This is a genomic window from Calothrix sp. NIES-2098 (genome assembly GCF_963875125.1).
Classification (GTDB): Bacteria; Cyanobacteriota; Cyanobacteriia; order Cyanobacteriales; family Nostocaceae; genus Aulosira.
The window spans coordinates 1,975,306-1,994,890 of sequence record NZ_CAWNKJ010000001.1 but is presented as its reverse complement, the minus strand read 5'-3'; the positions used below and the strand labels follow the sequence as shown (position 1 = coordinate 1,994,890).

Below are 19,585 nucleotides of genomic sequence, written 5' to 3'. Positions count from 1 at the left end.
ATTCCGGCCATCGCGATCGCTATCATCTACGTTGACTCAAATTTAAGTATTCCCTAGTTAAATTCATAACTAACAACTTAGAGCAAATGGCTCTAAGCGCTAGTCTTTAATATGGATGAGTGCGAAACAGGAGAGTTTCGCCGCCTCAACTATTTTGCAACTCTCCTATTTTCGCTACCAGAAATCCAGTAACTGCCATTACTGTCAGTAACTAACTCAGCTGTTGACTGGGGAATTCTAGGTAAACCACGACCAGAATTTCCTTGCGCTACAGCCTCCCACCAGGGAGATTTCATCGCAGCCGGACGAATTAAGGGTTGGCGATTTATGAGTGTATACAGCAACGATTGCAAGATCGTGCTGTTGGTGCTGCCTGTGAAACCAACTGCTGTTTTGCCAGTAGTTTCATAAAAGCCTTCATAAAAACCCGTCAGTGGGTTATATAAATCAGTCGTTGCTTGAAATAACTTCTGACTATATTGATTTTCTGGCAGTAGGGCATGATAAGCAAAAGCTACAGCTGTACTTACCATGCGTGCTTTGGGTACAGCTTGTCCGTCATCTCCTACAGCAATCCAAGGTTCACCTTTTGCAGTGACTGCGCTGTGGACTGTGTAAGGCTTGCGGTCTATCAGGGTAGTAGCTGAGGCTGTTAGGGTTCCGGTACGACGGTAACGTTCGGCTTGCGCTTGGAAAATCGGCTCAAACAGCGATCGCATTTTTGGATCTAAGCCAAATTCCAAAGCGTAAACTAAGAAAGGATTGCTGACTGTATATTGATTAACTTGGGAATTTGTATCAGTTCGCTGACGCTGGATAGGAACTTTTACCCCTTCTACTAACGCTGTTTGATATTCACCGCCCACAGCCGAACCCTCAACATCAAAGCCCCATAATTGAAAAGCACGGGCGGCATATTCTTCATAACCCAAGCGAGTTTCCTGGTTGACGCGGGTAAGGGTACGCCCTTCTTTATCTTTGGTGACAGTAGCACTGGATAAAATCCCATCTCGCACTACCCGCAGGTATGACCAATCTAAGACAATTTGGTCTACTGCTGTGGCATACTCTGGATGATAGCTTTTTAAGTTGTACAGTGCAGCTAGCATCCTACCTAAATCTAAAGCAGACCAGCCGTTACCTTGAGGAACTGGATTGCCAGCGTAATCTATTGCTTGGAGCGATCGCGTATCATATCCTCGATTAGGTAATTCCCCTGCAAATAACGGTAGTTTACCTAAAGCTGCTAACAGATGGCGAGTGCGCTGGTCAAATTCTTTTGCGGAAATAATATCAAGCGATCGCGCTGCGTGTAATGCTGCTAAATAATCTCCTAATCCCCAAAGAGTAGCACCTTTGAAGTCACTGCGATCGTCTATCAGCCCACTCTTGGAATGATAATTTGCTTGAAAATATCTCCATGCTGCTTCTGCATAACGGCGTTCAACTACTGTTAGCGGTCGAGTGAGTTTTAAATTAGAAGATGATTCTGGATTACCCACTGGTGGAATAGGTGCGACAGCCACCTCAGTAACTTTAGAAGTATCCGCAGGTGTTGGAGCCGGAGCGCTAGAATTGGGTGGAGTTGTAGGTGTGGCAGCAGAAGTATTATTGCTAGGTGGTTTAGTTGGTGTACTAATAGCAGCAGAAGCAATTAAAGGCTTATTTCCTCTAGCTTTGTAGTAGAGAATTTCTAAAATTAACCCGTTAGTATTACCAGTTAACGCTTTATTTGGTTGCTTCGATTCCTCATAAATGCCAGCATAATAACCATCATTATTAGGACTGCGCAGATCCTTAACTGCATCAAAAAGTTTTTGCGCATAAGCATTATCTGGAAACAGATAACGCCAACCAAAAGCCGCTTTTGTACTAAGACTGCGAAATTGCGGGTAAGGTTTGTTTTCGTCTGTAATTGTCGCCCAGCTTGCACCGTTAGCATAAACAGTGTTGTAGAGAAAATAAGGTGCTTGGTCAATATTATCTTCTGTCACCGCAGTTAACTGACCTGTAGCATCGTAACGCCGCTTTTGCACATCTAAGACCCTAGCAGCAAAATCGGCTAACTCACCTTGCAAGCCAAATTCAATACCATCAAGAATATAAGATTCACTGACAACGTAATTATTTGCGTTAGTGCTTTGGAAATCGCGGGTATCAACGGGAATTTGCACGCCGTTAATTTCCACCATCTTATATGGTTCCAAGGCGATCGCTTTTGGTGCAGAAAAACCCCAAAGTTGATAACCTCTAGCGCCGTATTCTTCGTAACCGAGTCGTCCTTCTTGTACCAGTAATGTTTTTTTATCTGGGAGAACGGTAGCACCATAAAGTTGACCGTCTTTGAGCGATCGCCCTACCTGCCACTTAGCTACAATTCCCTTAAGCCAATCATTATATTGCGGGTGACAAGTGCGAATCACATCAAACGCCGCTAATATTCGCCCTACATCCAACGCAGACCAGCCAATACCGCGATCGATGGGATTGTTACCATAATCAACCATCTGTGCGGTGGCTGCATTGTAGACTTTATTAGGTAAAGCATCTTCAAACAGCTTCAGGCTGCTGAGGGTCGTCAAAAACTTATTAAGACGCGCATCAAAATCTGCTTGATCGGTAAGATTCAACCATCGCGCTGCATTCAACGCCATCAAATAGTTCCCCATATCCCAAAGCGTACCTGAAGGATAACCCCCAGTAGAATTGGTAAATCCCGTTGCTGACTGATAATTTTTCACAAAATACTGCCAAGCCGCACGAGCATAAGTTTGTTCTTCTGGGGTAAGTGGGGCAGCAATATTGCTACAGCTACTAGTATTTTGCGATAAGACAGGTGTCGGGATGTAAAACAACAATTGCAGAAATGTCCCAATTAGGAACAATGCAATCCATCTCAACAGCTTTTGTTGATGGTGCTTGTATGGCATATACGAAGAAAGAGTTAGGAGAGTCGTAGCCCGTCTGTACAGTTATATTCATAAATGCAGCTTTATCGATGTCCAAGTAACTCCTGCACTATGCGAATATCATTTGGATGTTAGCTATAAAAATTCTTGAGATCAGTGACGAATATACTGAAAATCTTGCACTTACGTTTAAAATTAGGTAACTATACGGAAATAAAATCCGAAAAGTTTTTCCTTAATAAATAGCCAAGTTGTCTCTCATAAAAGAAGAGAAATGGTAGACAAGCTTTTTTGAGATAAATCCATTCACGTCTAATCATGTTGTCTCTCATAAGAGAAGGGAAATGATAGACAAGCTTTTTTGAGATAAATCCATTCACGTCTAATCATGTTGTCTCTCATAAGAGAAGGGAAATGATAGACAAGCTTTTTTGAGATAAATCCATTCACGTCTAATCATGTTGTCTCTCATAAGAGAAGGGAAATGATAGACAAGCTTTTTTGAGATAAATCCATTCACGTCTAATCATGTTGTCTCTCATTTATGGAAAAATATTGACATCTAACCAGTTTGATGTAAAAATATTCTAAAATATGAACATCTATTTGCAGCCACTGGGGTTGTAAAGCAATGGATCTCAATCTAGATCATGCAGTAAACTATCACTACGATAAATTTCCACCGAATAGCCTGAATTATGAGAAATTTATAGAGCCATTGATAAAAGCAACTGATGCGGTGGCTCGATATGACCAAATGCTAAAGAACATGCATAACAGTGAAATTCTATTAGCACCTCTAAGAAACCAAGAAGCTGTTATATCCTCAAGAATGGAAGGGACTGTGAGTACGATGGATGAGATTCTAAAGTATGAGGCAGATCACGATGACAAATTAGAAGCTTCCCCAAACGTTAGATCGGAGGTCATTGAAACTCTTCTATATCAAAGAGCGCTAAAGTCAGTGCAGAAAATGATGAAAGAGGGATATCCTCTCTCTCAATTTTTAATAAAAACAATTCATGAAAGGTTATTGTGGTTTGGTCGAGGAGCATCAAAATCACCAGGCGAGTTTAAAAAAGAGCAAAATTATATTGCTGACACATTGAAGAAGAACATATTGTTCATTCCAGTTAGCCCAGAAAAACTACAGGATGGATTAGATAAACTATTTCAATATATAGAAAAAAGTTCACATCCGACATTAGTTAAGACTGCGATAACACATGTTGAATTTGAAGCACTACACCCATTTAAAGATGGCAATGGACGCATAGGTCGAATGTTGATTACATTAATGCTGTGGTCTTTCGGTACGATATCAGAACCTCATTTTTATATTAGTGGATATTTGGAAGAACACAAAGATCTTTATATAGATGCAATGAGAAATGTTTCTGAAAATAATGATTGGGAAGAATGGTGTAAGTTCTTTCTCGAAGCAATTGAACAACAGGCAATTAGAAATCTAAAAATAGCTGAAAATATACGAAATCTATATGAAGAAATGAAAACTGTATTTTCAGATATTCTATCTTCAAAATGGAGTGTTAATGCTCTTGATTTTGTATTTACAAATCCTGTATTTAGAAACAACAAATTTACAGCAAATAGTGGCATTCCGACCGCAACTGCTGCGAGATTTACTAGGATATTTATAGAAAAAAATATTCTTATGACTTTGGAGGAAGCATCTGGAAGAAGGCCAGCTCTATATTCTTTTGAACCACTAATGGAACTTGTCAGGGTTTAGTAGGGAATGTGTCTAATAACCGCGCTGCATTGGAACCTATTAATATGATTATTTGAGTGACAAAGGTCATTTACGTCTGGTGAGTGCAGACTATAAACAATGATCGCATTTCAGGATGCTAGGATTTCAGGATTAATAGCGATCGCTCACGCATAAATACAGAAAACTGCACATTGCTCATAGGCAGTTTTCTGATAAGCTTCCTAGTTGACTTTGATCCCTGCCCAAATGGTAAGTGGTTGTCCGACTTGCTTGTACAGCAAACTCTCTAAAATCACACCATTATTGTTGGCGGTGAGAGATTTATTTGGCTGACGCAGAGATTCATAAAAGCCGTTGTACCAGCCATCTTTAGACTTGAGATGAGTTTGGACAAAATCAAATAGCTGGCCAGTGTAATCGGTGTTGTAAAGTACGTGCCAACCGATCGCAGCTTTAGCACTGAGGAATCGTAAATTATTATGCTGTTCTTGGGTATCGGTAATTGTTGCCCAAGGTTTGCCGTTAACAAACAAGCTATTGTAAACAAAATACGGCGGACGATCTAAATTGTCTTCTGTGAGAGCAGTTAATTCTTTGGTTGCTTGATAACGCGCTTCTTGCGCAGCTAAAATTCTGTCGGCATAAGCTTTAGGCAACGCTTTAAACCCTGTTTCTATGCCATCGAGAATATAGGGTTCGCTGAGAACGTAGTTATTTGCGCCTGAGTTTTTCGCGTCGCGGCGATCGTAGGGAACCCCCTGGCCGTAAAGATTAACAAAGGCGGTATTAGACTTATGCTCTAAGGCTTGCTTGACATCTAAACCCCACAGTTTTAAACCGTAGGCAGCATAATTTTCGTAGCCCAAGCGACCTTCTTGGTTATACTGTTCTTTACCTTGAACAACGGCAGTACCGTACATTTGCCCGTTTTTGGTGAGGCGCTTGACTTGCCAATGCTTCCACACAGCTTGCACAGGCGATCGCATTTTGGGATACTTGGCTTCGACAATCTTCAACCAAATTGCCATCCTTCCCAAATCGATGGCAGACCAACCAATTTCTTCTCTTTTCTCTAATTGTCCGTAATTAACAGGTATCAGAGTTTTGGCGTTGTAGACTTTGTTGGGTAGTTCACCTTTATATAAAGGCAACGATCCTAGAGTCTGCAACATCTTGGTCATCTTCGCCTCAAATTCTGCTTCTGGGATGATATCGAGTTCTCTCGCACTCACCAAAGCTGCGATCGCAGCTGCTTGATCCCAAATAGTTACAGATGCAAATTTATCAGCAGAATTGACTAAGCCAGTTTGCTCATTCCAGTTGCGTTGAAAATATGACCAAGCTAGACGTGCAGTTGCGATGTCAACTGCATCCAGTTTTCTGACTCCAGCTGTAGTAAAAGGTGTTTTGCCGACTAGTTCGCTAGAAGTAATTGCTGTTCCCTGTAAAACTACGGATTCAGCATCAAGTTTTGCTACGTTTTGTGCTTGGGCTTCCAAGTTGGCTGTGGGAGTAGGGGTAACAGTTTGAGATGTTGAAATTGCAGGCGTTTGTGTATTTTGCGCCAGACGACTAGACCAAAGATTTAAAAGCGCGATCGCAGTTATTGCAGTCACCACCCCTCCCACAGAAGCCAGTACGGACAAGCCTTTTGGTGGCGGTTGAAAATCAGAACTCATGTTGTAAAAAGCCTTATTTTGAAGTCACTGTTGCTGTAACAACTTCATTTTTCCCAGCTTTCAAATTCAACTAACAGACAGTCATACTTAAAATTTAACTCGCAACTGTCCTGTCAAAGAATTCGCACCGTAAGCGCTTCCTCCGGTGTCCTGATTTCGCACATTACTAAAGCTATAACCTAAATCTGCTTCTATTTCGGGTGAAAGCTTAACTGTACAGCGAGATTGATAAGCATTAGCGTTATCAAATTCACCATTAAGTCGTTGCTGTCCTAAATTAGCAGACAGGCGACAGCGTAAGAAATTGGCAATATCTCCCTCCCAAGCCACCTCAGCGTTGTATACCAAAAAATCTGGTGGAGAAAAATAGCCGCTTGTACGTTCTACATTGCGATCGTAACTCCAGGTAAATAAATTAGCTGCCAGAGAAAATTGTCCAAACTTGCGTTCTAGTCTGCTAAACGACTGAATTTCCGAATTTCCATCGTTGTAGTTACCCAAGCGTAATGAAGAGAATAAGCTAGTATCGCGATCGATCTGCCAATATAAATCAGGGCCAAAGCGCCAAGCAGTAATTTGATTGTCTAAAGTTCGAGCATTAAATTTATAAGGACTTTGGTTTAAGTTTACTGATATTATTACACCCGAAACTAATCTGTCCGAAGAAACTTTCAACGGTACAATTGGGGCTTCAACTTTAGCATTAAAATTTGTCGCTATGGGTAAACGGTTGAACATATCAACTCCTGCTGCTGTTTGCAAAGTGACTTGTCCAATTTTTCCTGACCAACCAATTTGTAAAGGAATATTGCTAATTGATTCCACACCTGGTTGCTCAAAAAAGTCAAACCCCGTTCTCACAAATATTTTATTGCCATTCGGCAATCGAAACTGAAATGTGGGTTCAATGAACAAATTATGTTGACCGAAATTATCTGTATCATTACGAAAGTCCGTTTGTATACTTTCTAAAACTGCAAATGGTTGAATTGGGTCGGGAGAAGTTGATGGTGGGCTAGGCTTAGGTAAGGGTTTTGGTAATGGTGGCGGTACTTGCAGTCCAGGATTAAAATTTTCAGGTGCAGCAATTAAAAGAGGTTTTAGCTCAAATCGAGAGGGTAGGACTTTCGAGTTATTGTCAAAGTTTTCTAAATTATCTACAGAAATTAACGTTTTCCTGCTTTCTTGTACTTGAGCAGCTTGTAAGTTAGTTGATGATAATGTCCAAATACCAATGCTCCAAACCACCAGCCATTGAACCTGTTTCATAATTAATGCCATAGCCTATCAAGTTATGCACTACAGAATGGCATAACTTGCTAAAATCAGCCTTAATCTCAAAAGCTACGACTCATATTTTTTAGGTTCGCGCAAACGAAGTTCCATTAATTAATGAAGCATAATGTCCATCTAGACGTAGAAGTTCCTCATGGGAACCTTGTTCAACAATTGTCCCGCGATCGAGAACTAAAATTTTATCAGCATTGCGGATAGTACTCAATCGATGAGCGATCGCAATCCGCGTACATGAAAGCTGATGCAAATTCTGATCAATCAAACTCTCAGTTACAACATCAAGATGGCTGGTTGCTTCATCTAATAAGAGAATAGCAGGTTGGTGAGCTAAAGCACGCGCCAGTGCTAACCGTTGGCGTTGTCCTCCCGATAAACCACTACCGCCTTCTGCCAGTCTGGTTTCGTAACCCATAGGCATTTGCATAATATCATCGTGGATAGCTGCTAGCTTTGCTGCTGCCATGATTTTCTCTAGAGCCAAGCTAGGATTGTTAACGCTAATATTTTGCCGAATTGAACCGCTAAACAGGAAAGGCTCTTGCAGTACTACCCCAAATTGACTACGCAATGTGCGCCAGTTTAATGCTGACAATGGCATACCATCATAAAAGATTTCTCCTGCTGTTGGTAAATACAACCCCAGTAAAAGCTTTGCTAGCGTACTTTTTCCCGATCCAGAGCGACCAACTAAAGCGATTTTTTGTCCGGGTTCGATTGTGAGTGAAATATCGTGTAAAACTGGTGGGACATTTAAATCGTAATGAAAACTCACCTGCTTTAACTCAATTCGTCCGGTTATTTGTAGTGCTGTTTGAACTTGCTCTAACTGCTGCTCTGATTGAGCTGTAAGAACATCAGTTAATCTTTCAAGATGTGCGCCTACCAATTGTAGACGCTGACCGTTTGCTACCAGCGAGGTCAGGGGCATGAAAAAAGACGCTGCGATCGCATTTAACGCTAGCATTGTCCCTAAACTCATAGTTCCATTTAATACATACATTGCTCCTATCCATAACAGCACCAGTGGTGAGAAAGTACGCAGCGAAACCATTGCTGTGTCAACCATTGCCCCTAAATGATTGCGTTGCAGCGAGACATTCAATTGCTTAAAAAATAAATTAGACCAGTAATCAAAAGCACGGTCTTCACTGCCACAGGCCTTGAGTGTCAGGATTCCGGTTAATGCTTCAACCAAGTAACTTTGAGATTCTGCTTGGGCTAACAAGTCGCGTTGCATTAAGTCATGGACTCGCCTGGTTGTGCCTAGTAAAAGTGTTACCTGAAGCAGTCCCACAACCAAAACAGCGATGCCAAAAGTGGGTTCTTGAAAGAACAGTAAGACTAGATATCCCAACACAAACGTACCATCTAAGATGATTGATAGCGTCTGACTAGTCAGCGTTTCTCTAATCATGGCATTGCTACCAAGACGCATCAGCAGGTCGCCTACTGTACGTTGCTCAAAAAAGCGAAAGGGGAGTGTCAGTAAATGCTCAAAGAAACCCAGCATTAAGCGGGTATCAATGCGTGCTTGCAAATAAATCAGCAATGCGGCGCGTAAATAACTCGTTACCATTTGCGCTAGAACGAGAATCAGCATTCCTATTCCCAAGATGGGCATGACATCGGGGAGTTGAAACGGCAAGATGCGATCTACAACTACTTTGGTCAAGATAGGTAACGCTAGCCCTAAAATTTGTAGCAGCACAGAAGTGCTGAGGATTTGCAACAACAAGCCTGGTGTCTGCCCAATGGATTGCAGCAAGTAATCTGACCAGGATAATGAAGCTTTTTTGCGGCGGCGTTGGAATTGTACTCCAGGCTCGAAAGTCAATACCACCCCTGTAAAGCCCTCATTAAATTGCTCGATAGTTAATCGGCATCGTCCACTACTGGGATCGACAATTTCAACATAGTTTTTTGACCAGCGTTCTACTACTAGGAAATGCTCGAACTTCCAATAAACAATTGCTGGTAAATGAATATATTTAAAATCAGCAAGTTCTTCTATAGAGTATGCTTTGACACGCAATCCATAAGCACGGGCAGCTTGAGCTATGGTCTGTGCAGTCACACCATCTCGACCAATCCCCATAAACTCCCGACATTCGTTAACTTGAGTCTGCCTGCCATAGTAACTGAGAATCATTGCTAGACAAGCTGCACCACATTCAACAGCATTGAGTTGTAATCTAATTGGAACTCGCCGTTGGTAATGCTGCAAAAACTTCAGCCAACGAGTAGGCGAGATGAGATATTTCAGTCCCCAAGCGATCGCTTCTAGCTGTAAATTTATTCGTTGTACTTTCTTGAGAACATTCATGATCTATTGCTCAAAGAATTGCCCAATTAGTGGTAATAAAGATATGAGACGTTGCGATCCAACTTCTGCTTGTGCATCACCGACACTACCCAGATATGCAGCAGCAGGCAAGTTTTTGTCTATCGGCTCTAATTGTGCGATCGCTATTGCACTAGGCCCGGTAATTTGCGCGATCGCAAATCGTTTTTGGATAGTGTCGGGGCTAACAATCTCTGGTTCAACAGCAATGATGGCAGCAGTGCGAGCGCCCCGATCGGCAAAATTTAAAAATAATTTCTTGGTTTTTGGTAAATTTGCAATCTGTTGAGGCTCAAAAAAAGCAGCGACAACAATACCTTCAGGAGTAACTTTTTTGTCTTTCCAGCGAACAACAACGGCTGTTCCAGATGCATAGACAGGTACTTTAGTCAGCCAAGCGATGATACTACTCATCCCTAGCAACCCCAACATAAACCATAGATAAATAAACGTGCGTGGAGAAACCAGTCGCGGCAAGATAGACTTTTCCCTACCTTCTAAATAACGACGAACAGCATCTTCACGAAAGATTGAGCGAGGTGGGTTTGTCATAGGGCATTGGGCATGGGGCATGGGGCATTGGGCATTTTCCGTGTCTCTGTGTCCTTCTTATTCCCACAGCAAAACTGAAGGTAATTGTTCTGGGTGTGCTAGACGAAGAAGTTGATAACCAATTCCGGCTGTACCTGGGAAGAAGCCAGGATTAAATACAGAATTAGGTAGGTTGGGAAACAGTTTATAGGCTCCAGTACGCTTGGCTTTAGCTACAATGTTCATTGCATTCTGGAAAGCGCTTTCATACCAATCAGGACGGGAGTAGCGTTGTCCACCAACTAATAGCACCTCAACCCGACCCATATTCCCACAGCATAGATGATCGATGGCTTGCAATGCATGGCGTTGAGTAGTTTGCAGAGCGATTTCAATCTCGCGTTCAATTTCAGGTATGTTCACAATCTTGAAACTACCTAAGCGAGCTAACCCAATTCCAGCTGCACCATGACACCACTGGACGGGAAACATAGGCTGTCCTGTTTGTGCTAATCCACGGAAGTCGGGCCAATTGGCATGGGATTCCGAAAAAACGCTGCGTTCATACTCAATCCCTTCTAAGGCGGCTTCTAAATAGTTACGGTCTTGGGTAACAGCGTAGAGTTGTAGCAACGCATAAGAAATACCAGCAGCACCATGAGAGAAGCCAGTAAAAGGTGTTTCACCAATGGTTAGCCAGGCTTTAGGCGCACCTTCATGGCTGACTCGGTGAGTAAGTAAATGCTGTCCGCAGGCGATCGCTTTTTCCAATACGCTGGCTTCTTTTGTGACTCCATAAAGAGACAACAGACATAATATAGCTCCAGCAGCACCGCTAATAATATCTAAAAATTTATCCGCAGCAATTAGTTCTGGTGTCATCCAATCGCACAAAACTTGAGCATCTTGCAAGAGGGTTTCATCACCTAGAAATTGGCTAATCTTGACGAAGGTATAAATTGTAGAACCTAAACCTGTTGTACCCCCAATTCCACTGAGTCGAGCTTTTCGCTGCTGAGATTCTGGATCGAGAGTTTGAATTTGTCTACGTAACGATTGTAATGTCTGCAATGCCAGATTACGGAAACACGGTTCACCGCATACCTGATAGAGGGCGGCGAGAAACAACGCTATTCCACTGCGTCCGTCATACAGACTGTCGTTTAACACCTGTAGTTGAAATCGTTCCGCTTCGGGGATATAAACTAAGCCAATCCAGTTAACGCTTCCATCGGGATCGGGAATAGCTCTGGCTTCGAGTTCAGACGCGATCGCTCTAGCTTCCGCAATCAACTGTTGTGAGTTCAGCAATGGTAAGGACTCAACATTCCATTGTTCACTTTCTTTGCTTGCGGTTTGCGCTACCTTGGCATAGTAGGAGCCTTGAACGATCGCAACTTGTCGGGCTAAGTCAGTTTCATCCAATGCTTGCAATTGCATTAGAACTTGCTGGTAACTAGGTTGCTTAAAATACTGCTGAATAGTTTGATTTCTACCTACGCTCAAGTCATCACTAGCAGCACTAGCGGTAAAAAAAGGAATATCTAACTGCTGCATAGCTTGCAATTCCGCACTCAGGATCGGCCAAGCATGGGGTTTTTCCTGAGCAACTAGAAAAGCATAACTGAGACGATCCAGTTCAATACTATAGTCCACCCCATTTTTGAGATAATCGGGTGCCCACGCATTTTGGAGAATAGTACCGTAAATCTGGGTGGCGCGGAAGATAAAGCGGACTTGTTGATTTTGCATGGCAGCCAGTGGACTGTCTGGAGCCAAGAGCCTATCCTGATTTACCATCAAGAAACGATACATCTGCTCAAATCCCGTAGCAATTTCTACTTGATAATCGTTGGCAGATAAAGCAACTTCACCCAAGCGGGGCAAATTTTTCTCTAGAGGGAATGTCACAGACTCATAGCGTTGGTGCATATTGTCAGTGTTAATTGCCTGCCAGCGGCGTAACTTGCGGGGAGCTTGACCTGAATCAACACTGCCTAATCCGCTAATATCATAAGCAATGCGGCGATCGCTGCTAAAATCCCACCGAGGTAACATCCCTGTGCGGAGTACTGAATCCCAGAGGCGTTGTGCGGCGGCTGTCTCAAACTCTTGAATAAAGGGTGAATTGTCAATTAGATTGGCTTCATGATGCAGCAAGGTTTCCATATCGATTAACACTAAATGTTCGCCACTGGCAATTAAGTTTTCGCAATGGCAATCGGTTCCCCTGAAAGCATAAAGCACACACAACAGCATCCCAGCGCGTTGATAAAAACGTTTGACAGAGGCTTCATCGATGCAAGATTGCTGCTCAACATATTCCACCCAGCCGTAACTTTTGCGGTTCAGCACCTGAATAATTTTGAAATCTAAAAGCTGGCTGTGTTGGTTACACCAGGATAAAAATTCGTTGAAAGCAACCTCTAATCCTAAATCCTTGGGTTTATAGACGAGTTTGAATCCAGACTCAAAGGTGAGCAAAATCACGCTTCTGCCGCGCTTATGTGGATCGGAAAGGGAAGTTTGAATTTGTGCAACTTTGTCTATATCAATCGTTGAGCCAAAAACTCGCTGAATCTCGGCTCTATCCTCAGCCAATCGTTGCAAGAATTCAGTCGTGAACTCGACCCAGAAATTTACTGCTGTTGCCACTAATCGACCGAGGACTGGATACTTCTGGAATAAAGTTAGCAATCCACTTTGCAGCAGTCGCTCAACGAACTGGGTATAGTGAGTTTTGCTATTGCTGTCTTCTGTTTCTAACCCTAGCAAATTGAGTAAATTCTGGACAAAGGGACGAACCTGGGAGAATTCAAAGTCTAGTGTCTTGGTGCAAAGTTCTACGAGTCGTTGCAGTAAAGTACGTTCTAAAGCTTGATAAGCAGCTTCTGTGAGCATCGAAAGAGGCAGGCTATCTTCCGTGAGTTGCTCAGAACCCAAACGAATCAGAAGTTGCTGTCTGGCAACTGCGATCGCAGGTAAAAGAATATCCTCGAAAGGAAGCGGATTGTCTGGATCGGTTGGCAGAAATGATACAGATGCAGACATAAATCCTGTCGCTGTCTGCATGATTTGTTGTAGGGTTTGCGCCCATTCTGGCAACGGGTGATTGTCTGTAATTCGCACAGTTCCCAATATCGGACGCACAGCATCAAGGTGCAAACCTTCCCACTGTAAGCGTTTTTGGAATGTATCTAAGTTACCCTGTGCTGCAACTTGACACCAGCGATCGCAGCGACGCTCAATTTCTGATTTTGCCTGTTCCCCATCCACAGTAAAACCCTCGGAATCGAGGCGTTCCCAAAGGAAGCTGGCATTAGCAACAATTGAGGCTAAATCTGCATTGGTGTAATTAACTGGAGGTGCATAAACGCGCTCTCCTATAGATATCGAAATCTGAGACATAATGTAAGAATTGAGGGATTTTAATCGAACAAAGCAGAAGATAAGGAATGTTCGCGAACGCTAATAATTTTTCAAGTAGGGGAAAGACACTTTCCCCATATTTACAAGTAATATCACTCCTTCAAGTTTGATTCCTAAAAACAATATCTATAGAATTCATCCTTGATGTTTGAAATATTACGTAGGGAAGCCACTGCGTTGGTGAAGCAGTGCGGTCTTGGGGGTCTCCCCCATGAGCAACTGCCGAAAGGGTTTCCCGGCTTAAAGGAGGCAGTGCGTTGCGGGGGTTCCCCCCGTTGTAGCAACTGCCGTCAAGTGGCGTTGGGCATCGCCCACCAGATCGATGTTTTGATGGGCGATGCCTACTAAAACTAAAAACAATATCTATTATTTGTGTAACCAAAAGCGCCAGCAACTGTAAGTAAGTCAGTCTCGCGAAGTTCTAGCTTCTCTAACATTAGTTCGCTAGCTAATTGCGCTACCTGTTGTTCAGTCAAAGAGTAACCTTTTTCAGCACCTACTGTTGTAATGAGTTTAGTGGTTTCTGCTAAGTTGTTAGCTTCTTTGACTTGCTGTTGTATTTCAATATTTTGCAACAGTTCTTCAATGCTACGAATCATAAGTTTATTCTCCTTTTGAAATTAGAGAGCTACTTGAATATTTAAGTAGCTCAGAGTTTTATTTAAATGCATTATCCAATCTGTCTCGATCGGAAATCTTGAAATTGCCTAAGTTTGGCACATTCATGGCATTTCTTAACTTAAATAAGTTTTTAAGCTTGCTACTTTCGAGATAAGATTCAAGAAAAAGATTGGAGCATGCTAGGTTATTCTGTGCAATAAATCAAGCCGCATTTACAATCAGGCATTAGCCCACCAGCAACCATAAGTAAGTCCGATTCCGTAAGTTCATGGCTTTCTAACATTAGCCCACCAACCACCTGAGCTACACTCTCTTGGCTAAACGCGTAGCCCTTTTGGGCTCCTGCGGTTGTAATCAGTTTAATGGCTTCTGCTAAGTTAGCAGCTTCTCTAATTTGCTGTTGCATTTGAGCATTTTGCAGTAGTTCTTTGAGGTTCTGAATCATTAGTTTATTCTCATTTTTGAAATTACTTGGTTTCTGAATTTAGTCGGAGTTAAGCTAATTCCATTAAAAGCCTACTAGCACCACATAAAGCTCTCAAACCCTGTGAAACTGTTCTTTCCTCCAGCAACAGAAAGTAAGTCAGCTTCTGAAAGTTCGCGCTCCTCCAATATGAGCTTGCTGACTACCTGAGCTATACTCTCTTGGGTAAAAGAGAAGCCCTTTTGTGTTCCAGCATTTGTAATTAATTTGATGGCTTCTACCAAGTTAGAAGCTTCTTTTACTTGCTGTTGCAGTTGAGCATTGTGCAGCAGTTCTTTGATGTTCTGAATCATTAGTCAATTCCTGTTTTTGAGATTAGTTAATTTTGGGAAGTATAGCATTTGATTCACTAATTTTTTGCCAAAAAATTGAGCTATGATAAGCACATTTACAAGGTGTGACCATAGAAAAAACCATACAGCCACGCTGCTTGGCACAGTTCGATTAACAACAACTCAAAATGCTTCTAGTTATAGAAGAAGATCTCAACCCACCAGCAACTGCGAGTAAGTCAGATTCTGAGATTTCACGCTCTTCTAACATGAGCTTGCTTGCTGCCTGAGCTATACTTTCTTGGCTGAAAGAGTAGCCCTTTTGTGCCCCTGCGGTTGTAATCAATTTGACAGCTTCTGCAAAGTTGGTAGCTTCTTTAATTTGCTGTTGCAGTTGAGTATTTTGCAGCAGTTCTTTGATGTTCTGAATCATGATTGTATCCTCATTAAATGAATGTAAAAAATCTACTTGTATACGTACAATTTGATCGAGCCTTTAGCTTTTATTGGTATACTCAAGTAGTTAATACTAGATTGTCTTATAAACTCAAAAAGGTAAATGTAGATAATTTAAGGAGTTTTATTTAATTCAATTAATTAGCTAACAAGCTCAATTAAGCTTAAGTAAGTAAATTTAAGTTGAGTACTCTTTGTTAGACAATGCCATATCTGAATTTATATAATTTATATAGCACTTATTATTTGTTTGAGTTATGAAACAAAGTAATTAATTAACCATAGATAAAAACAGATACACACCGATATTTATCCATGTGTATCTGTTCCATATAATTAATGCGATAGACTACTAAGCTTCTGTTCATTTTCCATAACTAAAGTTAAGGGCTGAAAACCCGAATGCATTAATTATTAATTTTGTTCGGAATTACGAATTATTTGGTCAAAGTTAACCAAAAATTTCAATACCAGGACTTGTTGCTGTAAGACTGACATCCTCAACCACAGCAATAATGTCATTAGAAGCAGGCGAGCCAAAGAAGATAACTGTATCTTTGATAGCTGAGGAATTTGTACCCGTACTCGTATTAGGAAAGTTTTGCTCAACGAAGGTGAAATCGCTAGCAGATCCTTGGAAAGGAAAACGCAGACGGATTTTGTCCCCATCTTGTATGGAAAAGTCGCTGATAACAGCATGACCAGCTTGCCGATAGCCATCCAATATTAAGAAGGTATCAGCAGATTGAACTCCTACGGAGGCGTTTCCTCCTATTAAAATATCTACCTCTCCGGTATTAAAGCCGCCATTTCCATTGAGGGTATCGTTACCCGCACCGCCTGTGAGAGAGTCATTGCCAGAAAATGAACCTGATAGGCTATCATTGCCACGACCACCTTTCATAGAGCCGCCACCACCGCCAGCAATCAGAGTCACGTTTTGGTTGGCTCTAGATGCATCAATGATATTGAAGCTATCGCCTCCTTGAATTGTGACGCTTTCTATACCTTGGAGGGTATCAATGCCCGTGACTGTTCCATCTGGTATGCCCCCTATAGATTTACCTCCTCTGAGTGTGCTGGTGTTTGGGTCATTGGTAAATGAGACCAGCTCAAAGTTAGTATCACCTTGAATAAACAAGAAATCATCGCCTGCTCCTCCGATGTATTGGTCATTCCCCGCCCCATCAGAGTTACTATCAGAAAAACTATCGTTTCCTGTTCCACCTTGGATAAAGTCATTCCCTGCTCCACCATTGAAATTATTGCCATCATTTCCACCAATGAGGGTGTCATTGCCATCATTACCACGTAGGAAGTTAAATCCTGCTCCTCCTACTATGCTGTCATTACCACTACCGCCGTTGATCTGATCGAGACCACTACTACCTGTGATAGTGTCATTGCCATCACCGCCAAAGAGAAAGGTTCGCCCCGACAACAAAGCTTGAGAGGCATTAATCGTGTCATTACCTGAAGTACCAGTGAGTCTGACATCCTCAATCTCAGAAAACTTGTGAGCTAAATTCCCGACAAAGAGCTGATTATTAGTCAAGAAATAATTTGAGGCTCCCTCAACACGCAGCTCGTCATGACCTGCACCGCCAATCAAGGTATCGCCAACATCACCTGCACCTGGAGAGTTTCCATTTTGAGCGATGAGAATATCGTTACCTGCGCCACCGTTCACGAGATTATTGCCAGTTCCACCCGAAAGGGTATCGTTGTCATCGCCACCGTTAAGAGTGTCGTTACCTGCACCACCATCAAGGGTGTCTCTGTTGAATCCACCATCAAGGGAATCGTTACCAAGTCCCCCTAATAGGGAATCGTTGCCGAAATTGCCTATTAAAATGTCGTTTCCCGCGCCACCATTAACCGTATCGTTACCTGCCAAAGCATCGATTGTATCGTTCGCCCCATCAGCTACGATTTTGTCGTCAGCAGGGGTTGGGGTTCCACTAATAATTGCCATAATTTTGTGTTTCCTTTGATTTGCTTATGAGTTTGTGTATTATTTTCAATCAAGCTAAATTTGACTTTGGTCAAATCATTGCGATCGCTGTTATTACCAAGTTGCCTTTTACACTCACAAAGGTAAATGTGGATAATTTAAGGAGTTTGAGCTACAAACTTGAACGACAAAAGATATTAAGTAAGGTTAAGTAAGAAAATTTAAGGAGAGTCATCTTTACCAAACTAGGCAAGGTGTAGATTTCAGCCATTTGAATATTGTTTGGTAAAAAATCTGGAAAGTAAAAAATTCAGACTGTAGCTCAATTTATAAATAGTTGTAATTCAGACCTGAGCAATGGACTTTGAAACAGCATTCAAAATATTAGATGCAGCAGTTGTTGCCCAGACAAAAAGACATCTGAAAGATATTGAAGTGGCAATACTTCGCTGTTCTTGGCAAGGAAAGAAGTATGATGAGATTGCCCAAACTCATGGCTACACTACTGAATACCTACAGCATGATGTTGGCCCTAAGCTATGGCAGATGTTGTCAGAAGCAATTGGAGAAAAGGTTAGTAAAAAGAATTTTCAGGCAGCATTAGAGCGTCAGCGGCTTTCGCGTACTGCGGCTTCGCCAAAGCAGTTAGAAGCAATTTTTCACTCTCACAAGCTAATGTCAACTTCACCATTAAAAATGGAGAAAATGACAGCCAATAACTCAGCTTCTCAAGCAAATGAAGAAGTATTACTAACTGTTAACACAAATGAACTCACCCAACTAAATGCAGAACCAGAATTTCCTGTAGGACAAGTTCCTCTGGCTTCTAACTTTTATGTTGAACGCCCTCCAATTGAAGAGCGCTGTTATCAAGAAATTTTGCAGCCAGGTTCCTTAATTCGCATCAAAGCACCCGGACAGATGGGCAAAACTTCGCTGATGGCAAGAATTCTTGATGAAGCCAGAAAGCATGATTGTCAAACAGTATCCTTAAGCTTCCATTCAGCAGATAAAGCAGTTTTCACTAGCTTAGATACATTTTTACGCTGGTTTTGTGAAAGTGTTGGTAGGAAGCTAAAGCGGCTTCAGCAATTAGATGATTATTGGAGTATTTATGGTAGTAAGGATAAAACTACCGCTTATTTTGAAGAGTGTTTGTTAGAAGAAATTGATACTCCATTAGTAGTGAGTTTAGATGGAGTCGATCGCATTTTTCCTTATCGCGACCTTGCCGAAGACTTTTTTAGCCTGTTACGCGCTTGGTATGAGTATGCCAAATATGGCGATCGCAGTAGCGAACTCTGGAAAAAACTTCGCCTAGTTTTGGTACATTCCAAAGAAGTTTATATTCCGCTAAATATCAATCAATCTCCGTTTAATGTCGGCTTGAGCGTTGAATTACAAGAGTTTAGTTCCGAACAAGTCGAAATTTTAGTTGAGCGTCATCAGGGGCTAAATTGGACGGATACTCAAGTTAAACAACTGATGAACATGGTAGGAGGACATCCTTATTTAGTTAGGCTAGCTCTTTATCACGTCCAACACCAAGACATCACACTCGAACAATTATTGCAAACAGCCCCAACCGAAGCCGGAATTTACAGCGATCATCTGCGAGGACATTTGTGTAGCCTCGAACATCATCCCAATTTAGCAGCAGCTTTTAGCCAAGTTGCGAACAGTTTAGTACCGATAGAAATAGATTCGGAATCAGCGTTTAAATTACACAGCATGGGCTTAGTAATATATTGTAATGAAAACAAAGTAATGCCACGCTGCGATTTGTACCGCCAATATTTTCAAAATCGTCTGAGTTCTTAGGGAAGATGGGAGTGTGGGGAGTGTGGGAGGTGTGGGGAGAAATAACAAATGACAAAT

At 41.9% G+C, this 19,585-nt stretch carries 13 protein-coding genes; 2 read left to right on the top strand and 11 right to left on the bottom strand.

The genetic code is table 11. The features are described from left to right. Positions 1–149: 149 nt before the first annotated feature. Positions 150–2,900: a DUF3131 domain-containing protein gene (locus tag AACU33_RS08300; RefSeq protein WP_339375853.1), complete on the bottom strand. Its 2,751-nt coding sequence runs from the start codon at positions 2,898–2,900 to the stop codon at positions 150–152. A 640-nt stretch (positions 2,901–3,540) separates the two neighbouring features. Between AACU33_RS08300 and AACU33_RS08295 the strand changes: the two genes are divergently transcribed. Further along, a complete protein-coding gene (locus tag AACU33_RS08295; protein WP_096588060.1) occupies positions 3,541–4,662 on the top strand; it encodes a Fic family protein in 1,122 nt (373 codons plus the stop codon). Positions 4,663–4,865: 203 nt separating this feature from the next. On the opposite strand, the gene AACU33_RS08290 is transcribed toward AACU33_RS08295, so the two are convergent. The 10 genes from AACU33_RS08290 to AACU33_RS08245 form a co-directional block, all read right to left on the bottom strand. Next, positions 4,866–6,323: a DUF3131 domain-containing protein gene (locus AACU33_RS08290; RefSeq protein WP_096588059.1), complete on the bottom strand. Its 1,458-nt coding sequence runs from the start codon at positions 6,321–6,323 to the stop codon at positions 4,866–4,868. A gap of 87 nt (positions 6,324–6,410) precedes the next feature. Continuing rightward, positions 6,411–7,592 carry a hypothetical protein gene (locus tag AACU33_RS08285; protein ID WP_339375852.1) on the bottom strand — a complete coding sequence of 394 codons (1,182 nt, stop codon included), beginning with the start codon at positions 7,590–7,592 and terminating at the stop codon, positions 6,411–6,413. 91 nt (positions 7,593–7,683) lie between these two features. Further along, complete coding sequence (locus AACU33_RS08280; RefSeq protein WP_096588057.1) at positions 7,684–9,942, bottom strand: peptidase domain-containing ABC transporter; 2,259 nt, start codon at positions 9,940–9,942, stop codon at positions 7,684–7,686. Positions 9,943–9,945: 3 nt separating this feature from the next. Then, on the bottom strand, positions 9,946–10,512 hold the full coding sequence (locus AACU33_RS08275) for a hypothetical protein (protein WP_096588056.1): 567 nt from the start codon (positions 10,510–10,512) through the stop codon (positions 9,946–9,948). A 57-nt stretch (positions 10,513–10,569) separates the two neighbouring features. Beyond that, positions 10,570–13,899 (bottom strand): type 2 lanthipeptide synthetase LanM family protein, encoded by a 3,330-nt coding sequence (locus tag AACU33_RS08270; RefSeq protein ID WP_096588055.1) that lies wholly within the window; start codon positions 13,897–13,899, stop codon positions 10,570–10,572. Positions 13,900–14,270: 371 nt separating this feature from the next. Then, complete coding sequence (locus AACU33_RS08265; RefSeq protein ID WP_096588054.1) at positions 14,271–14,519, bottom strand: Nif11-like leader peptide family natural product precursor; 249 nt, start codon at positions 14,517–14,519, stop codon at positions 14,271–14,273. 206 nt (positions 14,520–14,725) lie between these two features. Then, on the bottom strand, positions 14,726–14,986 hold the full coding sequence (locus AACU33_RS08260; RefSeq protein ID WP_096588053.1) for a Nif11-like leader peptide family natural product precursor: 261 nt from the start codon (positions 14,984–14,986) through the stop codon (positions 14,726–14,728). A gap of 74 nt (positions 14,987–15,060) precedes the next feature. Beyond that, positions 15,061–15,318, bottom strand: coding sequence for a Nif11-like leader peptide family natural product precursor (locus AACU33_RS08255; protein WP_096588052.1), 258 nt, complete (start codon positions 15,316–15,318; stop codon positions 15,061–15,063). A gap of 151 nt (positions 15,319–15,469) precedes the next feature. Then, the gene (locus AACU33_RS08250; RefSeq protein ID WP_096588051.1) at positions 15,470–15,730 is read right to left on the bottom strand and encodes a Nif11-like leader peptide family natural product precursor; all 261 of its coding nucleotides are present in this window, start codon (positions 15,728–15,730) and stop codon (positions 15,470–15,472) included. Between the two features lie 474 nt (positions 15,731–16,204). Further along, the gene (locus AACU33_RS08245) at positions 16,205–17,728 is read right to left on the bottom strand and encodes a calcium-binding protein (RefSeq protein WP_339375851.1); all 1,524 of its coding nucleotides are present in this window, start codon (positions 17,726–17,728) and stop codon (positions 16,205–16,207) included. 336 nt (positions 17,729–18,064) lie between these two features. On the opposite strand from AACU33_RS08245, the gene AACU33_RS08240 reads away from it, so the two are divergent. Next, on the top strand, positions 18,065–19,528 hold the full coding sequence (locus AACU33_RS08240; RefSeq protein WP_096588047.1) for an AAA-like domain-containing protein: 1,464 nt from the start codon (positions 18,065–18,067) through the stop codon (positions 19,526–19,528). Positions 19,529–19,585 lie beyond the last annotated feature (57 nt).